Source organism: Streptomyces sp. 840.1 (assembly GCF_003751445.1).
Taxonomy (GTDB): Bacteria; Actinomycetota; Actinomycetes; order Streptomycetales; family Streptomycetaceae; genus Streptomyces.
This window is the reverse complement of the sequence record NZ_RJUU01000001.1, coordinates 4,289,238-4,305,295: the sequence shown is the minus strand read 5'-3', so window position 1 is coordinate 4,305,295 and position 16,058 is coordinate 4,289,238. Positions and strand designations below refer to the sequence as shown.

Genomic DNA, 16,058 nt, shown 5'->3' with positions numbered 1-16,058 from the left:
GGTTGTCCTCACTCGCCGGACGGGCTCGATCTGCTTCGGCTCCGGTGTCCTCACTCGCCGGACGCGCTTGAGGTGGCCGGGCTCCGTTCGGCCATGTCCGTCGCGCGTGCCACCACCCTCGACGGGGTGCGGTCCCGGTCCAGTACGCCCGCCGTGACCGCCACCGCGAGGCCGGCCACGGCCAGGACCGCGCCGACCAGGGCCGGGGACGTCCAGCCCCAGCCCGCCGCGATGGCCACGCCGCCCAGCCAGGCGCCGCCCGCGTTGGCCAGGTTGAACGCGGAGTGGTTGGAGGCGGACGCGAGCGTCGGGGCGTCCTTCGCCTTGTTCATGACGAGCATCTGCAGCGGCGTCGTCGTCATGAACCCGACCCCGCCCAGCAGCACCACCATCACCAGCGCGGCCCACTGCACATGGGCGGCGAACGGGAAGACGACCAGGACCACCGCGAGCGCGCCCAGCGATCCGTACAGCGTGGGACGCAGCGCCCGGTCCGTGAGCGGGCCCGCAGCGAGCGCGCCCAGCGTCATGCCGATGCCGAAGAGCGCCAGCACCAGGGTCACCGAGGACTCCCCGAAGCCCATCGCCTCCGTCGTCATCGCCGAGAGGTAGGAGTACACGGCGAAGACCCCGGCGAAGCCGAAGACGGCGGTGAGCAGTCCGAGCAGCACCTGCCTGTTGCCCATGGCGCGCACCTCGTGGCGGACGCTGCGGTGGGCCTCCACCGGGATCTTCGGGACGAGCCGGGCGAGCGCGGCCATCGCGCACAGGCCGATCACCGCGACGACCAGGAACGTGGCCCGCCAGCCGAGGTGCTGGCCGAGCAGGGTGGCGGCGGGCACTCCGACGATGTTGGCGACGGTCAGGCCGAGGAACATCGTCGCAACGGCCCGCGCCTGGCGCCCGTCGGCCACCAGCCGGGCGGCGACGACCGCGCCGACGCCGAAGAACGCGCCGTGCGGCAGCCCGGCCAGCACACGGCCCGCGATCAGCCAGCCGAAGCCGGGGGCGAGCGCGGAGGCGAGGTTGCCGACGGTGAAGAGCGCCATCAGCAGCAGGAGCATCCGCTTGCGCGGAATGCGGGAGCCGAGGGCGGTGAGCAGCGGGGCGCCGAGCACCACGCCGATCGCATAGGCCGAGACGAGGTAGCCCGCCGTGGGGACGGAGGTGCCGAGATCGTCCGCGACATCGGGCAGCAGGCCCATCATCACGAACTCCGTGGTACCGATGCCGAAGGCGCTCACCGCGAGTGCGAGCAGAGCCAGAGGCATGAGGAGAGACCTTTCCGCAGGGAGGCCCCGCGCGGGGCGGCGGCGTGGGCCGGCCGCGCCACGAGGCGCAGGAGGGAGCCGGGGCATGGCGGCGCTGCCGGGCGTGGGGGCCGGAGCGCACAGCGGCTGACCGGCTCCATCGCCGGTCGGCCTCGGTCCCTGATCGGAACAAATACTCTCAGATGGTTTATGCCGGGAGGTAAACGGACCGTGACGTCAGTGCCTGGCTCGGGCGACGTCAGAGCTTGACGCGGGCGGCGATCGGGAGGTGGTCGCTGTCCGTGGCGGGGAGCGTCCAGGACGACACGGGGTCGACGCCCTTCACCATGATCTGGTCGATCCGGGCCATCGGGAACGACGCGGGCCAGCTGAATCCGAAGCCGTTGCCGGCCGCGCCCTGGGTGGAGCGCATCTGGGAGGTGACCGCGTTGAGCGAGCGGTCGTTCATGGTGCCGTTGAGGTCGCCGAGCAGGACGACCCGGTCGAGCCCCTCGTCGGCGATGGCCTCACCGAGGGCGTCCGCGCTCTGGTCGCGCTGGTTCGCGGTGAACCCGGCGTGCAGCTTGACCCGTACCGAGGGCAGGTGCGCGACGACGAAGCCGACCTTGCCCTCGGGGGTGGCGACGGTGGTCCGCATGGCGCGGACCCAGCCCATCCTGATGTCCACCGGGCGGGTGTCGCTGATCGGGTACTTGCTCCAGAGGCCGACGGTCCCCTGCACCGAGTGGTACGGGAAGCGGCCGTCGAGCGCCGCCTCGTAGGTCTTCACCTGACCGGCGGGCAGCTCCTGGAGGGCGATGACGTCGGCCCCGGAGCCCGCGACCTGCTGGGCGGTGCCGGCGGGGTCGGCGTTGTCCGCGTTGACGTTGTGGGTGGCGACGGTGAGGTCGCCGGCGCCGCCCGACTTGTCGGTGAGCAGACCGCCGAACACGTTGAACCAGACGATGACGGGCAGCAGCAGCGCGATCAGCGCGGTGGCGGAGCGCCGCACCAGGCCCAGGACGAGCAGCACCGGTACGAAGACGGCGATCCAGGGCAGGAAGGTCTCGGTGAGGCTGCCGAGGTTGCCGATGGTGTTCGGGATCTGGGCGTGCAGCAGCATCACGAGGGTCAGCAGGACCGAGCACCCGGCCAGGACCGTCCCGCGCCGCCAGATGCCCGGGTCCCGGGCCAGTCTGTCGCGCAGGTCCCGGAAACGGGATCCGGAGGGCTGCGGTCCTCCGCCGCCGTTCCCGGTGTCCGCCCTGTACGCCTGCACCATCGCGCTGTCCTCACTGCCTTGCCGTACACATCGCCGCGCCAACGACCCTAGGCGATGAGCGACGCGATCCGAGCCGTCGACGACGGCCGTACTGCCACCAGGACGAACGAGCGGGCACGGCGGGTTCCGGCCGGAGGCGGTCTGTGGGGGCTTGTGACAGAACGATCACATGCGCGGGGGGCCGGGCGCGTCAGCCACGACGGGCGGCTCCGCCGGATCCGGTGCCGGGCGGGCGTGCTCCGATGCCGTCGACGAGCAGCCCGATGATGCGGTCGGTGAGGTCCTCGGGCAGCGGCGCGTCCGGCCGGTGGATGGTGCGTACGAGCATGGGGCCGGTGAACAGGTCGTCGATCAGCTCCACGTCCGTGTCGTCGCGCAGTTCACCGGCCTCGACGGCCCGCCGGACGGCCGCGCGCATGGCGACCCGGCGCGGGGCGATCACGGTGGCCTGGTACTCGGCCCAGAGCCGGGGGTGGCTCTTCATCTGGGCGAAGACGTTGTGCAGCAGTACGGAGGAGCGCTGGGCCAGCCCGCGCGTGCGCATCGACTCCAGCATGACGCGCAGATCGCCGAGGCCGGCGGTGCCCGAGACCTCGGGCTCCGGGGGCTCGATGTCACGCAGGACGTCGACGAAGAGGGCTTCCTTGTCGGCCCAGCGCCGGTAGATGGTGGCCTTGCCGACCCCGGCGGTGCGGGCGATCCGCTCGATGGACAGGCCGGCCAGGGGTTCGCCGGCCTCCAGCAGTTCGACGACGGCGTCCAGGATGGCCCGCTCGGCCGCCGCGCTGCGCGGACGGCCGCGGCGGGGCTCCTGATCGTCGCCGGGGCCGCGGTCGCGCTCGTCCGGAGCCCGCTCGGTCCGGTCCGGTGCCTGGTCCTGCACGTGAAACCACCTTTCGCCGCCCCCGATTCTCCCCGACCGGTCCGGTCCCGCCGGCATCCCGTCGGAACCGGACCGCCGGCGTCACCGTGCCGCGGGCGCGCGCACCGCCTGATCGTCCTGGCCTCCGCCCGGGGCGGGCGTCCGCGCGGCGGGCGCCCTGCCGGGCAGGAACAGGGCGACCACGATCGCTCCGAGCAGGGCGACGAGGGCCGAGCTGATGGCCGTGACGTGCATGGCGCCGAGGAAGGCGTCGTTCGCGGCGGCGACGAGCGGGGCGCCCTTGGGCCCCATCTTCTCCGCGATGCCGAGCGTCGCCTCGATCGACTCCGCCGCGGTGTCCCTGGCGGCGGCCGGGAGCGCCCCGAGGTGGCCCTCGATGTCGCTCCGGTAGACGGCGGACAGCACCGATCCGAGCACGGCGATCCCGAGCGCGCCGCCGACCTGCCGGAACGTGTTGTTGACGGCCGAGCCGGAGCCGGCCTTCTCGCGCGGCAGGGCCTGCATGACGGCGACGGTGACCGGCGGCATTACATGGGCCATGCCGGTGCCCTGCACGAAGAAGACCACACACATCAGCCAGACGGGGGTGTCGGCGTCGAACAGCGCGAACGCCGCGAGACCGACCGCGACCATCAGCATGCCGACGGTGCACACGGCACGGGCGCCGAACCGCGCGACCACCAGCCGGGCCCTGGGCGCGAAGACCATCTGGGCGATGGCCAGCGGCAGGATCAGCAGCCCGGACTGCAGGGCGCTCCAGCCCCGCACGCTCTGCATGTAGAAGGCAGAGAAGAACGTCACGCCCATCAGCGCGAAGAAGACCAGCGCGATGGCGGCGACGGCGGCGGAGAAGGCCGGCTTCCTGAAGTACGTGACGTCGATGGCCGGGCTGGCGCTGCGCTTCTCGTGGAGGACGAACCCCACCAGGACGACGAGGCCGCCGATGACCGGCAGGAGTACCGAGACGTCGGTGAAGTCGGCCAGCTCGCCGCCCCGGATGATCCCGTACACCAGCAGCACCAGGCCGATGATGGAGAGCACCACACCGATCGGGTCGAGGCGGCCCGGCTTCGGGTCCCTGGAGTCCGGTACGAGGATCAGCATCGCGATCAGCGCGATGACCACGACGGGCACGTTGACCAGGAAGATCGAGCCCCACCAGAAGTGTTCGAGGAGCAGTCCGCCGGTGATCGGGCCGATCGCGATGCCGAGGCCGACGCTGCCCGCCCAGATGCCGATGGCCTTGGGCTGCTCGTCGCGCTCGAAGACGTTCATCAGGACGGCGAGGGTGGCCGGCATCACGAAGGCGGCGCCGAAGCCCATCACGGCGCGCCAGGTGATGAGTTCGCCGGGCGAGCCGGACATGGCGGCGAAGGCCGAGCCGATGCCGAAGAGCACGATGCCCAGGAGCAGCACCTTCTTGCGCCCGACGCGGTCGCCGAGCAGGCCTGCGGTGAAGAGCAGTCCGGCGAAGACGAGGGTGTAGGAGTTGATCGCCCACTCCAGCTCGCTCTGGGTGGCCCCCAGCCCGGTAGGTGCGGGGGAAGCGATCGTCTTGACGGCGACGTTGAGGATCGAGTTGTCCAGCACCACGATGAGCAGGCTGAACATCAGGACGACGAGGATCGCCCAGCGGCGGCGGTGGACCGCCTCCGGGACCTGGGGCACGACGGCGGGAGCGCCGGACGGTATGGACATGGACGAGAGCCTAACCTCATTTCGATACGAGACCGTCTCGTATTGGAGAGTCTTTACCGGCGGGACCGGGCGATATCCGGCGCCCCGCCGCCCTCGTACTGCCGCCGTCCGGGGGACGTGTGCGGGCCCACTTCCCGTGACGGGCTCCGGGATGCCACCATGGAAGGGATCCGGGGACGCCGTCAGGGCGCCTCGAGATGACGAAGGAGCCGTTGGCAATGTCGCTTCAGGCTGCGCACAACCAGTCCGCCACACCCCCCGCGGGTGCTCCCGCCGACAGCAGCAAGGCGCTGTACGGAGGAAAGAGCAACCGCCGCATCACCGTCCACGACATCGCCGCCGCCACGGAGCGCGGCGAGAAGTGGCCCATGCTCACCGCCTACGACGCGATGACCGCGTCCGTCTTCGACGAGGCCGGCATCCCGGTCATGCTCGTCGGTGACTCGATGGGCAACTGTCACCTCGGCTACGAGACCACCGTGCCCGTCACGATGGACGAGATCGCCATCCTCTCCGCCGCCGTCGTACGGGGCACCAAGCGCGCCCTCGTCGTCGCCGACCTGCCCTTCGGGGCCTACCAGGAGGGCCCTGTCCAGGCCCTTCGCAACGCCACCCGGCTGGTCAAGGAGTCCGGGGTCGGCGCGGTCAAGCTGGAGGGCGGCGAGCGCAGCCACGAGCAGATCAAGCTCCTGGTCGACGCCGGCATCCCGGTCATGGCCCACATCGGCCTGACCCCGCAGTCCGTCAACGCGATGGGCTACCGGGTGCAGGGCCGCGGCGAGGAGGCCGCCCAGCAGATGCTGCGCGACGCCAAGGCCGTGCAGGACGCGGGCGCGTTCGCCGTCGTCCTGGAGCTCGTACCGGCCGAACTGGCCGCCGAGGTCACCCGCACCCTGCACATCCCGACCGTCGGCATCGGCGCCGGTCCGGACACCGACGCCCAGGTGCTGGTCTACACCGACATGGTCGGGCTGACCGGCGGCAAGGTGCCGCGCTTCACCAAGCAGTACGCCGACCTGCGCCAGATCCTCGGTGACGCCGCCAAGGCGTACGCGGACGAGGTCGTGGGCGGCACCTTCCCGGCGCCGGAGCACACCTTCCACTGACCGGGCCCGTCCCGGCCGGACGACCACCGCCGGCACCACCGACAGCCCGCCGACTTCCCCCATCGGCGGGCTGTCGCACTGCTGTCGGCGGCCTGTCGGCGGGTTGTCGGTGGCGGCTGCTCTGATAGTGGACATGACGCGAATCGACAAGAACCCCAGGAACGGCGGGAACGCCGTCGAGGTACGGGGACTGGTCAAGCACTACGGCTCGACCAAAGCTCTGGACGGCGTGGACCTCGATGTGCGCGAGGGCACCGTCCTCGGAGTACTCGGCCCCAACGGAGCCGGCAAGACCACCCTCGTGCGAGTCCTGTCCACCCTCATCCTTCCCGACGCCGGACACGCGGTGGTGGCGGGCCACGACGTGGTGAAGCAGCCCCGCGCGCTGCGCCGCACCATCGGACTGACCGGGCAGTACGCCTCGGTCGACGAGAAGCTCTCCGGCTGGGAGAACCTCTACATGATCGGGCGGCTGCTCGACCTGCCGCGCAAGAAGGCCCGCTCCCGCGCCGACGAGCTGCTGGAGCGCTTCTCGCTCACCGACGCGGCGAAGAAGGCCGCGATGGACTACTCCGGCGGAATGCGCCGCCGGCTGGACCTGGCCGCCTCCATGATCGGCAGCCCGGCCGTGCTGTACCTGGACGAGCCGACGACGGGGCTCGACCCCCGCACCCGTAACGAGGTCTGGGACGAGGTGCAGCGGATGGTCGCGGAGGGGGCGACCGTGCTGCTCACCACCCAGTACATGGAAGAGGCCGAGCAGCTCGCCAGCGAGCTCACCGTCATCGACAAGGGCAGGATCATCGCCCGCGGCGGTGTCGACGAGCTGAAGGCCAAGGTCGGCGGCCGCACCCTGCAGATCCGCCCCTCCGACCCCGCCGAACTGGCGGCGATGGCACAGGCCCTGCGCGAGGCCGGTCTCGACGGGGTCGCGGGCGCGCAGGCGGTCCCGGACGAGGGACTGCTGTACGTACCGATCCTCAGCGACGAGCAGCTCACCGCCGTCATCGGCCTGCTCGGCACCCGGGGCTTCTCGCTGGCGCACGTCGCCACCGCGCTGCCCAGCCTGGACGAGGTGTTCCTCGCCATCACCGGCGGCAAGGCCTCCGTCACCGACACGACTCCCCAGGAGGTCGCGGCATGAGCACGACGACTCTGACGCCCGCCCCCACCGGCACGACACCCGCCGCTCCGGCCACCGCTGTCCACGACGAGGGCGGCATAGGCCTGCGGAACAACCTGCGGCACATCGGGGCGCTGGTGCGGCGCAACCTGCTCCAGATCAAGAAGGATCCGGAGTCGATGTTCGACGCGCTCCTGATGCCGGTGATCTTCGTCCTGCTGTTCGTGTACGTCTTCGGCGGTTCCGTCGGCAGCAGCATGGGCGGCGGCCGGCAGGAGTACCTGAACTACCTGATCCCCGGTCTGATGGCGATGATGGGCATGAACATCGCCATGGCCGTCGGCTCCGGTGTCAACGACGACTTCCGCAAGGGGGTCATGGACCGGTTCCGCACGATGCCGATCGCCCGTTCCTCGGTGCTCATCGCCAAGATCGTGGTCGAACTCGGCCGGATGATGGTCGCCACGCTGATCCTGCTGGGCATGGGCTTCGCGCTCGGCATGCAGCTGCACGGCTCGGTGCTCGGACTGATCGGCGCGATCGGACTGGCGGCCGCGTTCGGCGCCGCCATCATGTGGATCTTCATCCTGCTCGGACTGAGCCTGAAGACGACCCAGGCCGTCCAGGGAATGGGGATGCTCGTCATGATGCCGCTCCAGTTCGGCTCCTCCATCTTCGCCCCGCCCACGACGATGCCCGGCTGGCTCCAGTCGTTCACCGACTACAACCCGCTGTCCAACCTGGCCGACTCGGCCCGCGCCCTGATGATGGGCACCCCGGTCGGCCACTCGGTCTGGCTGACGCTCGGCTGGACCGTGGTCATCACCGCGGTGATGGCCCCGATCGCGGTCTCCAAGTTCCGCAAGAAGTCCTGACGGCAGGGCGGCCGGCGCTCAGTCCCGGTACGCCTCGACGAGGGCGGTGGCCTCCTCAAGGGAGAGGCCGCCGCCCTCGTCGTACCCGGCCTCGTAGCCGGCGTCCCCGAGGGCGGCCCGGACCAGCTCCTCGGCCGCGTCGTAGTTCTCCCGCTCCATGGACGTCGGCATGTGCCCGCTCGGCAGCAGCTCCCGGCAGGTGGCCAGCAGCCGGGCCGCCAGGGCTCCCCGGCGCTCCCCGCCGAGGCCGCCCAGCGCCCGCGCGGCGCTGACGAGGTGGATGACGGCCATGTGCGGCGCCATCATCTGCGACAGCGGGTCGCCGGACCGCGACAGCGCATGCCGGCTCCGGTCGAGGGCGTCCGCGTACAGCCCCTCGATGTTGTCCAGCCAGGCCATACCGCCCACCACGAACGCGTCGAAGACCGCCTGCGTATCCGCCCGGAACTCCTCGCGCAGGGCGGTGAGGTGCGCGCGGGCCTCGACGGTCCGGCCGGAGCGGCCCAGCCACATCGCCAGGAAGAGCCGGGCGAAGGACTTGGCCCCGTGCCCCACGTGCCACGTCTCCAGGAGCACCCCGCGCAGGATGGTCTCACCCTCGGCGCCCCGGCCCAGCTCCGTCAGGACGGAGGCGTACCGGGTGCGGAGCACCGAGACCTGGGCGCGGGCGCCGATCTTCTCCGCGTAGCCGATCGCGGCCAGGTAGTCCTCGGCCGCCTGGTCGAAATCGCCCCGCTTCTCGTCGGCCTCGCCCCGCGAGGAGAGGGCCTCGGCCACGCCCCAGTCGTCGCCGAGACGGATGAAGATCTCCAGGCTCTCGTCGGCGTCGGCACGGGCCTCGCCCGCCCAGTCGAGCCGGTTGGCCAGCACGTTGGCGCGCATCTGGAGCGCCGAGGCCAGCTCCCACTCGTAGCCGAGTCGCCGTGCGGCCGCGACCGTCTCCTCCAGCATCTCGCGCAGCGCGGCCATGTCGCCGGTGACCAGCACCGCGAAGAACCAGAGCGATGCCGGGAAGCGGCAGGTCTGCGGCTGGCCCGCCCGGTAGGTGCTCGCGATGACGCGCAGCTGCGCCAGGCCGTCGGCGTTCGTCCACTCGTCCAGCCCGTCGTCCACGCTGACCAGCTGGACCAGCGCCACCTGCCGCCGTGCCTCCTGGAGCAGCTCGGGGCTCATCGGTGGCGGTGCGTCGATGCAGCGTTCGTGGAGGGAGGGCGCGGGGCTGCCGGGAGGGGCGAACGGGTCGGGGCCGAGGGACGCGGCGGCCCCGGACCACTGCAGGGCGTCGGTGCTCAGATCGCGTATGTGCCAGTACCAGGAGAGCGAGAGCACCATGCAGAGCGCCTCCTGCTCGTCCCGTGCGGCGACGGCGTGCCGCAGGGCGGAGCGGAGGTTCTCGTACTCGCTCTGGAACTGCTCGATCGCGGCCTGCTGTCCGGCGCCCCGGAGCCCGGGGTCGGCGGTACGGGCCAGCTCCCGGAAGAACACCAGGTGCCGGCGTTCGACGGACGCACGCTCCGCCGCCTCGTCGAGCCGTTCGGCCGCGTACTCGCCGACGGTCTCCAGGAGGCGGTAGCGCATCCGGCCGTCCGCGGCGGGCGCGGCGACGACGAGCGATTTGTCGACGAGCGAGCCGAGCAGGGCGGCGACGTCCTGTGCGTCGCCCGGCCGGTCCGCGCAGACCGCCTCGGCGGCAGCCAGGGTCCAGCCGCCGGAGAAGACCGACAGCCGCCGCAGGGCGGTGCGTTCGTCCTCTTCCAGCAGGTCCCAGGACCAGTCGACGACGGCCCGCAGGGTCTGCTGGCGCGGCAGTACGGTCCGGCTGCCGCCGGTCAGCAGGCGGAAGCGGTCGTCCAGCCGGTCGGCGATCTGACGCGGGGTGAGCATCCGGAGCCGGGCGGCGGCCAGCTCGATGGCGAGCGGCAGCCCGTCGAGGCGGCGGCAGATCTCGGCGGTGGCCGCCGCCGTCCGCTCGTCCGCGTCGACCCGGAACCCGGACAGCGCGGCGGCGCCCCGGTCCGCGAACAGACGCAGCGCCATCGGCTCGGGCAGCGGGTCGACGGGCCGGACGAACTCGCCCGGCACACCGAGGGGTTCACGGCTGGTCGCGAGCACGGTGAGCTCGGGGCAGCGGGCCAGCAGGTGGTCGGCGAGGGCGGCCGCGGCCTCGATGACGTGCTCGCAGTTGTCCAGGAGCAGCAGCATGCGGCGCCCGGAGAGGTGTTCGGTGAGCCGGACCAGCGGCTCGCCCCCGCCGCCCCGCTCGACGGCCCGGAGCTCCTCGGCGCCCGCACCGCGCAGCACGGTCTCGCGGCCCCCGAGCGCGGTGAGGACGGCCTCCGGCACCGACTCGGGATCCTCGACCGGTGCCAGCTCCGCCAGCCAGACCCCGTCCGGCCAGGCGGCGGGACCGACGGATTCGGCGGCCTCCTGCGAGAGCCGGGTCTTGCCCGCGCCGCCGGGGCCGAGCAGGGTGACCAGACGGGCACGGGAGAGGTCGCCGCGCAGGGTCTCGATATCGCTCTGCCGGCCGACGAAGCTGGTGAGCCTGGCCCGGAGGTTGCCGGGCGGGGCGGCGGGAACGCGGCGGCCGGAGGCTGCGGCGCGGCCGGCCGGAGCCGCGGGTATGAGCGGCGGCTCCGGCTCCCCACGGAGCAACTCCGCGTGCAGGGACCTCAGTTCGGCGCCGGGATCGGTGCCGAGCCGGTCGGCGAGCACGGTGCGCACCTCCTCGTACGCGGCCAGCGCCTGGGCGGTGCGTCCGGCGTCGCGCAGGGCGCGCAGCCGCAGCGCCTGGAGCGGTTCGTCGAGGGGGTGCTCGCCGCAGAGCGCGGCCAGTTCCGGCAGCACCCGCTCGGCCCGGCCGAGGGCGAGCGAGGCGGTGAGCCGGGTGCGGCGGGCGTCGAGCCGGCGGGCGGTCCAGCGGGCCGCCTCGGCGTGGCGGTCGGGCAGATCGGCGAGCACCTGGCCGCGCCACAGGCCCAGCGCGTCGTCGAGGACGCTCGCGGCCTTGGCCGGGTCACCCTCCTCCAGGGCCCGTGCCCCCTCCCCCGCGAGGCGCTCGAAGCGGTACAGGTCGACGGTGTCCGGTTCGGCGGCCAGCCGGTAGCCGTTCTCCGCCGAGGCGACCGCCGCGTGCCCGAGCGCCCGCCGGAGCCGGCCCACGAGCGCCTGCAGGGCGCCCGGCGCGTCGGCGGGCGGGTCCCCGCCCCACACCTCGTCGACGAGTACGGCGGCGGGCACCGTGCGGCCGGCCCGCAGCGCGAGGACGGTGAGCAGGGCGCGCAGCCGCGCCCCGCCGACGGCGACGGCCGTGCCGTCGTCGCGGTGTGCCTGGGTGGTCCCGAGGATGCTGTAGCGCACCCGCCCATTGTCCGTGACCGGGGCCGGAAGCGAGACCACGGACCGGTCGTGTACGTGCGGGCCGCCCGCCGTGCTGCCTGTCATGCCCCCACCCTTTACGGAACCAGTGGCAGGATGCCAGACGTTTTGGCCGTGTCGCCTGTACGGTCGGGCTCGCCGCCCGCCCGCGCCCGTTTCTCCCGCAGCCACCAGGAGCCGCCGATGACCACCGCAACAGCGCGCAAGGACCGGCGGATCAGCCCGGTCTTCCTCGGGATCGCCGCCGTCGCGGCGGTGTCCGGATGGGCGGTGTGGACGGACTTCGCGGATCAGCCGGGCTTCGCCACGTTCCTCTTCGTCACGGCGGCCTGGATCGTGTCGCTCTGCCTCCACGAGTACGCCCACGCCAGAACCGCGCTGCACAGCGGTGACATCTCCATCGGCGCCAAGGGGTACCTCACGCTCAATCCCCTTCGCTACACGCACGCCCTGCTGAGCATCGTGCTGCCGGTGCTGTTCGTGATCATGGGCGGGATCGGCCTGCCCGGCGGTGCGGTCTTCATCGAGCGCGGCCGGATCCGGGGCCGCTGGCGGCACAGCCTGATCTCGGCGGCGGGCCCGCTGACCAATGTGCTGTTCGCGATCGTGTGCACGGCGCCGTTCTGGCTGGACGCGCTGAGCGGTGTGCCGGCCGCGTTCCGCAACGCGCTGGGCTTCCTGGCGCTGCTCCAGGTGACGGCGGCGATCCTGAACTCCGTGCCGGTGCCGGGCCTGGACGGCTACGGGGTGATCGAGCCCTGGCTCTCCCACTCGGTGCGCCGCCAGGTGGAGCCGTTCGCCCCGTTCGGGCTGATCGCGGTCTTCGCCCTGCTGTGGGTTCCGGGGGTGAACGCGGCGTTCTTCGACATGGTCGACGCGCTGCTGCGGTCGCTCGGCGTCAGCGACTTCGACACGTACTGCGGTCTGGACGCCTACCGGTTCTGGCAGACGCCGAACGACATCTGCTCGATGAACGGCTAAGGGCTGTCCCGTGCCCTACGCGCTCTGCGTGGCGCGCCGGCGGCGCAGGTAGTACCAGGCCATGTTGGACGAGAGGCCGACCAGCAGCACCCAGAGGACCCCGAGGAGCCAGCTGCCCTGCACGAAGGAGATCACGGCAGCCACGACGGCGAGAACGCAGACGACTGCGGCGTAGAGAGCGAGGCGGGGCATGGGGAGGGCTCCTGTCGGGGGGTGGTGCGCGGTCCCCTCCAGTGTCCCCCATGCCCCGGAACGCTCCGAGCGGGGTGCGGGCGCGGCGGCGCGGCTCACACGTCGGTGGTGCGCAGCCCCGCGTGTGCCTTGTAGCGGCGGTTGACCGAGATCAGGTTGGCGACCAGCGACTCGACCTGGTGGGCATTGCGCAACCGTCCCGCGAAAATGCCGCGCATCCCGGGAATCCGGCCGGCCAGCGCCTGGACCAGGTCGGTGTCGGCGCGGGCCTCGCCCAGCACCAGCACATCGGTGTCGATCTCCTCGATCGCCTCGTCCTGGAGCAGCACCGCCGAGAGGTGGTGGAAGGCGGCGGTGACCCGGGAGTCCGGCAGCAGGGCGGCGGCCTGTTCGGCGGCGCTGCCCTCCTGCGGCTTCAGCGCGTAGGCGCCCTTCTTGTCGAAGCCGAGCGGGTTGACGCAGTCGATGACGAGCTTCCCGGCGAGCTCCTCGCGCAGCGACTCCAGGGTCTTGGCGTGCCCGTCCCACGGCACGGCGACGATCACGACGTCGCTGTCGCGGGCGCAGCCGGCGTTGTCCGCGCCCCGGACGCCGTGGCCGATCTCCTCGGCGGCGGTCTGCGCGCGGTCGGCCGCGCGGGAGCCGATGACGACCTGCTGTCCGGCGCGGGCGAACCGGTAGGCCAGTCCGCGGCCCTGCGGGCCGGTGCCGCCGAGCACGCCGACGGTCAGGCCGGACACGTCGGGGAGGTCCCAGGGGTCCTTGGCGGGGGGCTTGGGCGCACTGCCGCTGTCATTCGTAGTCATGGCCCCGACAGTACTTCCAGGCGGCGGAGGGCCGCCCCGCCGCCGACCGCGATCCGGATCACGTTTCCGGCCCCGTTCGGGTGGTCCGCGGCCGTTCCCCCGCGCCGGCCCCGGGATGTGCCGCAGGATCCCGGCCATGGATGCCGTACGTGTGGCGCTGCTGCGTGAGGTGCTCGCCGGGACGGAGTGGCCGGCCGCCACCCGGCGGTTCGCCGGGACGCTGCGCTCGTCCGTCGTCCCGCACGGCGGCGGGCTGCTGCTGGTGGGGACCGAGGAGTACGAGCCGTGGCACCTGGCCGCCCATCTGCTCGACGAGTCCACCTGGGCGGGGCTGCCCGAGCTGGCGCCCACGCTGGTCCGGCACCGGGTGGCGCCCGGGGACCCTGCACAGCTGGCCGTCGGCCTGGGCCGGATCGAGGCGGCGGGCCGGGGCGAGACGCTGCTCGTGGTGGTACCCCGGTCGCCGGGCGAGGGCCTGCTGGAGCGGGTGCACGACGCGCGGCGGGCGGGTGCGACGGTGCTCTCGCTGGACAACGGTGATCCGGAGGTCCGGGGCCTGGCCCATGAGGCGCTGTCCGTGGCGGGCGGCGACGAGGTGGACCTGGACACGGTCCAGCACCTGGTGAGCGCGGCGGCCGGGGAGAACAGCGTGCCCGTGCCGCGTGGCCGGCGGCGCTTCCGCGACCGGCTGTCCCGGCTCGCCGACCAGCTGACGGCTCCCCCGCCGCCGCGCTGGTGAGCCGGGGCGGGCGGTCCTGCGGGGCGGCCGTCCCGCAACCCGGAAATGCGTTTGCGCCGAGCGCCCGTCCCGGCGGACCATGACCCTTCGTGACCTCCCGTCCCTCGCTCGCCGCCAGGCTCTCCGCGCTTCTTCCCGACCTCTCGCCCTGGCGGTCCTCGGCGGACTTCCGGCTGCTGTGGGTGCAGGGGCTCGTCACCTTCTTCGGCAGTTCCATGGCGCTGATCGCGCTGCCGCTCCAGATCAAGCACCTCACCGGCTCGCCCCTCGCGGTCGGCGCGATGGGCGCGGTGGAACTGGTGCCGCTGGTCGTGTTCGGCCTCTACGGCGGTGCGCTGGCCGATGCCGCCGACCGCCGTAAGGTCATCCTGGCCACCGAGGCGGGGCTCGGGCTGCTCGCGCTCGTCCTCCTGGTGAACGCGGCCCTGCCCGACCCGATGCTGTGGCCGCTCTACGTGGTGGCCGGCGGCGTCTCCGCGCTCGCCGGGCTCCAGCGGCCCGCGCTGGACTCGCTGATGGCCCGCATCGTGCCGCACGACCAGCTGGGCGCCGCCGCCGCGCTGAACTCGTTGCGCTGGCAGGCCGGCGCGATCATGGGCCCGGCCCTCGCGGGCCTGGTGGTGGCCTATGCCGGGCACGCCACGGCGTACGCGATCACGGTGGCGACCTTCACCGTGTCCGTGTTCCTGTGCCGCCGCCTCGCGCCCGCGCCGCCCGCCGAGAAGGGGACGAAGCCGTCGCTGCGCGGCATCGCGGAGGGCGCCCGCTACGCCTGGAGCCGGCCGGTGCTGCTGGGGACGTACGCGATCGACATGGCGGCGATGTTCTTCGCCTTCCCGAACACGATCTTCCCGTTCCTCGCCGACGACCTGGACGCGGAGTGGTCGCTGGGCCTGATGTACGCGGCCGGCTCGGTCGGCTCCCTCCTGCTGGGCCTGACCAGCGGCTGGACCTCACGGGTGCGCAGGCACGGGCTGTTCGTGGTGTTCGGCGCGGCCGTCTGGGGGCTGGCCATCGCGGCGGCCGGCTGGTTCGGCAACGTGTGGCTGGTGCTGGGGTGCCTGGCGGTGGCCGGCGCGGGCGACATGCTCAGCGGGCTCGGCCGTTCGACGATCTGGAACCAGACGATCCCGGAGGCGCTGCGGGGCCGCCTCGCGGGCATCGAGGTGCTCTCGTACAGCGTCGGCCCGCAGCTGGGCCAGGTGCGGGCCGGCGGTATGGCGGGGTGGACGGGGACCCGTACCGCCGTCTGGAGCGGCGGGGTGGCCTGTATCGCCTCGGTGGCGCTGCTGGCGGCGGCCCTGCCGAAGCTCCTCACCTACGACTCGGAGACGGACGCGGACGCGCTGCGCAGGCGCGCACAGCGCGAGGAGGGCCTGGAGGCCGCGCCCGCGGGCTGAGCCCGGGGGCGCGGGCCCCGCACCGAGGGGCTCTCAGCCGCTCGCGTTCTCGTCCGGCCCCTGGCGGTCGTGCCATTTGGGGTCGGTCTCCCACTCCAGGTTGCGCTCCTGCGCGGTCTCCATGGCGTGCTGGGCCTCCTGGCGGGAGCCGTACGGGCCGAAGCGGTCCTTGGCGGGGCAGTCGGGACCCTCTTCGACCTTCTTGTGCTCCAGGCAGTAGTACCACTCGCCGGGCTTGCCGACCGTGCGCTTCTTGAACAGGGCCATCGTCGGTTCCTTTCCTCGGTGCCATGCTGCCCCATGCGGGCTGGTCAGGGCCTGCCATTCGGATCAGGCCGGATCAGG

Annotated in this window: 14 protein-coding genes; 6 read left to right on the top strand and 8 right to left on the bottom strand. The window is 72.7% G+C overall.

The window, feature by feature from the left end:
- Positions 1 to 50: 50 nt before the first annotated feature.
- The 4 genes from EDD93_RS19760 to EDD93_RS19745 all read right to left on the bottom strand — a co-directional run bounded on the left by EDD93_RS19760 (position 51) and on the right by EDD93_RS19745 (position 5,113).
- Positions 51 to 1,271 (bottom strand): MFS transporter, encoded by a 1,221-nt coding sequence (locus EDD93_RS19760; protein ID WP_123526398.1) that lies wholly within the window; start codon positions 1,269 to 1,271, stop codon positions 51 to 53.
- 238 nt (positions 1,272 to 1,509) lie between these two features.
- On the bottom strand, positions 1,510 to 2,532 hold the full coding sequence (locus tag EDD93_RS19755; RefSeq protein ID WP_123526397.1) for an endonuclease/exonuclease/phosphatase family protein: 1,023 nt from the start codon (positions 2,530 to 2,532) through the stop codon (positions 1,510 to 1,512).
- A 190-nt stretch (positions 2,533 to 2,722) separates the two neighbouring features.
- Positions 2,723 to 3,472 carry a TetR/AcrR family transcriptional regulator gene (locus tag EDD93_RS19750; RefSeq protein ID WP_123526396.1) on the bottom strand — a complete coding sequence of 250 codons (750 nt, stop codon included), beginning with the start codon at positions 3,470 to 3,472 and terminating at the stop codon, positions 2,723 to 2,725.
- A gap of 24 nt (positions 3,473 to 3,496) precedes the next feature.
- The gene (locus EDD93_RS19745) at positions 3,497 to 5,113 is read right to left on the bottom strand and encodes a DHA2 family efflux MFS transporter permease subunit (protein ID WP_123526395.1); all 1,617 of its coding nucleotides are present in this window, start codon (positions 5,111 to 5,113) and stop codon (positions 3,497 to 3,499) included.
- A gap of 218 nt (positions 5,114 to 5,331) precedes the next feature.
- On the opposite strand from EDD93_RS19745, the gene panB reads away from it, so the two are divergent.
- The 3 genes from panB (at position 5,332) to EDD93_RS19730 (ending at position 8,217) form a co-directional block, all read left to right on the top strand.
- Positions 5,332 to 6,219 (top strand): 3-methyl-2-oxobutanoate hydroxymethyltransferase, encoded by an 888-nt coding sequence (gene panB / locus EDD93_RS19740; RefSeq protein WP_123526394.1) that lies wholly within the window; start codon positions 5,332 to 5,334, stop codon positions 6,217 to 6,219.
- 133 nt (positions 6,220 to 6,352) lie between these two features.
- Positions 6,353 to 7,363 (top strand): ATP-binding cassette domain-containing protein, encoded by a 1,011-nt coding sequence (locus tag EDD93_RS19735; RefSeq protein ID WP_123526393.1) that lies wholly within the window; start codon positions 6,353 to 6,355, stop codon positions 7,361 to 7,363.
- Positions 7,360 to 8,217: an ABC transporter permease gene (locus EDD93_RS19730; RefSeq protein ID WP_123526392.1), complete on the top strand. Its 858-nt coding sequence runs from the start codon at positions 7,360 to 7,362 to the stop codon at positions 8,215 to 8,217. The genes EDD93_RS19735 and EDD93_RS19730 overlap by 4 nt, the downstream gene beginning before the upstream one ends.
- 18 nt (positions 8,218 to 8,235) lie before the next feature.
- Here EDD93_RS19730 and EDD93_RS19725 read toward each other — a convergent pair whose 3' ends face one another.
- Entirely contained in the window at positions 8,236 to 11,577 is a 3,342-nt protein-coding gene (locus EDD93_RS19725) for a BTAD domain-containing putative transcriptional regulator (RefSeq protein WP_123527875.1), read from the bottom strand.
- Between the two features lie 201 nt (positions 11,578 to 11,778).
- Here EDD93_RS19725 and EDD93_RS19720 point away from each other — a divergent pair, with 201 nt between their 5' ends.
- Positions 11,779 to 12,576, top strand: coding sequence for a site-2 protease family protein (locus EDD93_RS19720; RefSeq protein ID WP_123526391.1), 798 nt, complete (start codon positions 11,779 to 11,781; stop codon positions 12,574 to 12,576).
- 15 nt (positions 12,577 to 12,591) lie between these two features.
- Here the strand turns inward: EDD93_RS19720 and EDD93_RS39650 are convergent, their stop codons facing one another.
- The gene (locus EDD93_RS39650; RefSeq protein ID WP_185092382.1) at positions 12,592 to 12,768 is read right to left on the bottom strand and encodes a hypothetical protein; all 177 of its coding nucleotides are present in this window, start codon (positions 12,766 to 12,768) and stop codon (positions 12,592 to 12,594) included.
- A gap of 95 nt (positions 12,769 to 12,863) precedes the next feature.
- Positions 12,864 to 13,574: an NADPH-dependent F420 reductase gene (npdG, locus tag EDD93_RS19715; RefSeq protein ID WP_123526390.1), complete on the bottom strand. Its 711-nt coding sequence runs from the start codon at positions 13,572 to 13,574 to the stop codon at positions 12,864 to 12,866.
- A gap of 136 nt (positions 13,575 to 13,710) precedes the next feature.
- Here npdG and EDD93_RS19710 point away from each other — a divergent pair, with 136 nt between their 5' ends.
- Together EDD93_RS19710 and EDD93_RS19705 are read left to right on the top strand one after the other, a co-directional pair.
- Positions 13,711 to 14,313, top strand: a complete 603-nt coding sequence (locus EDD93_RS19710; protein WP_123526389.1) for a hypothetical protein — start codon at positions 13,711 to 13,713, stop codon at positions 14,311 to 14,313.
- Between the two features lie 89 nt (positions 14,314 to 14,402).
- Positions 14,403 to 15,713, top strand: coding sequence for an MFS transporter (locus EDD93_RS19705; RefSeq protein ID WP_123526388.1), 1,311 nt, complete (start codon positions 14,403 to 14,405; stop codon positions 15,711 to 15,713).
- Positions 15,714 to 15,746: 33 nt separating this feature from the next.
- On the opposite strand, the gene EDD93_RS19700 is transcribed toward EDD93_RS19705, so the two are convergent.
- The gene (locus EDD93_RS19700) at positions 15,747 to 15,980 is read right to left on the bottom strand and encodes a hypothetical protein (protein WP_123526387.1); all 234 of its coding nucleotides are present in this window, start codon (positions 15,978 to 15,980) and stop codon (positions 15,747 to 15,749) included.
- Positions 15,981 to 16,058 lie beyond the last annotated feature (78 nt).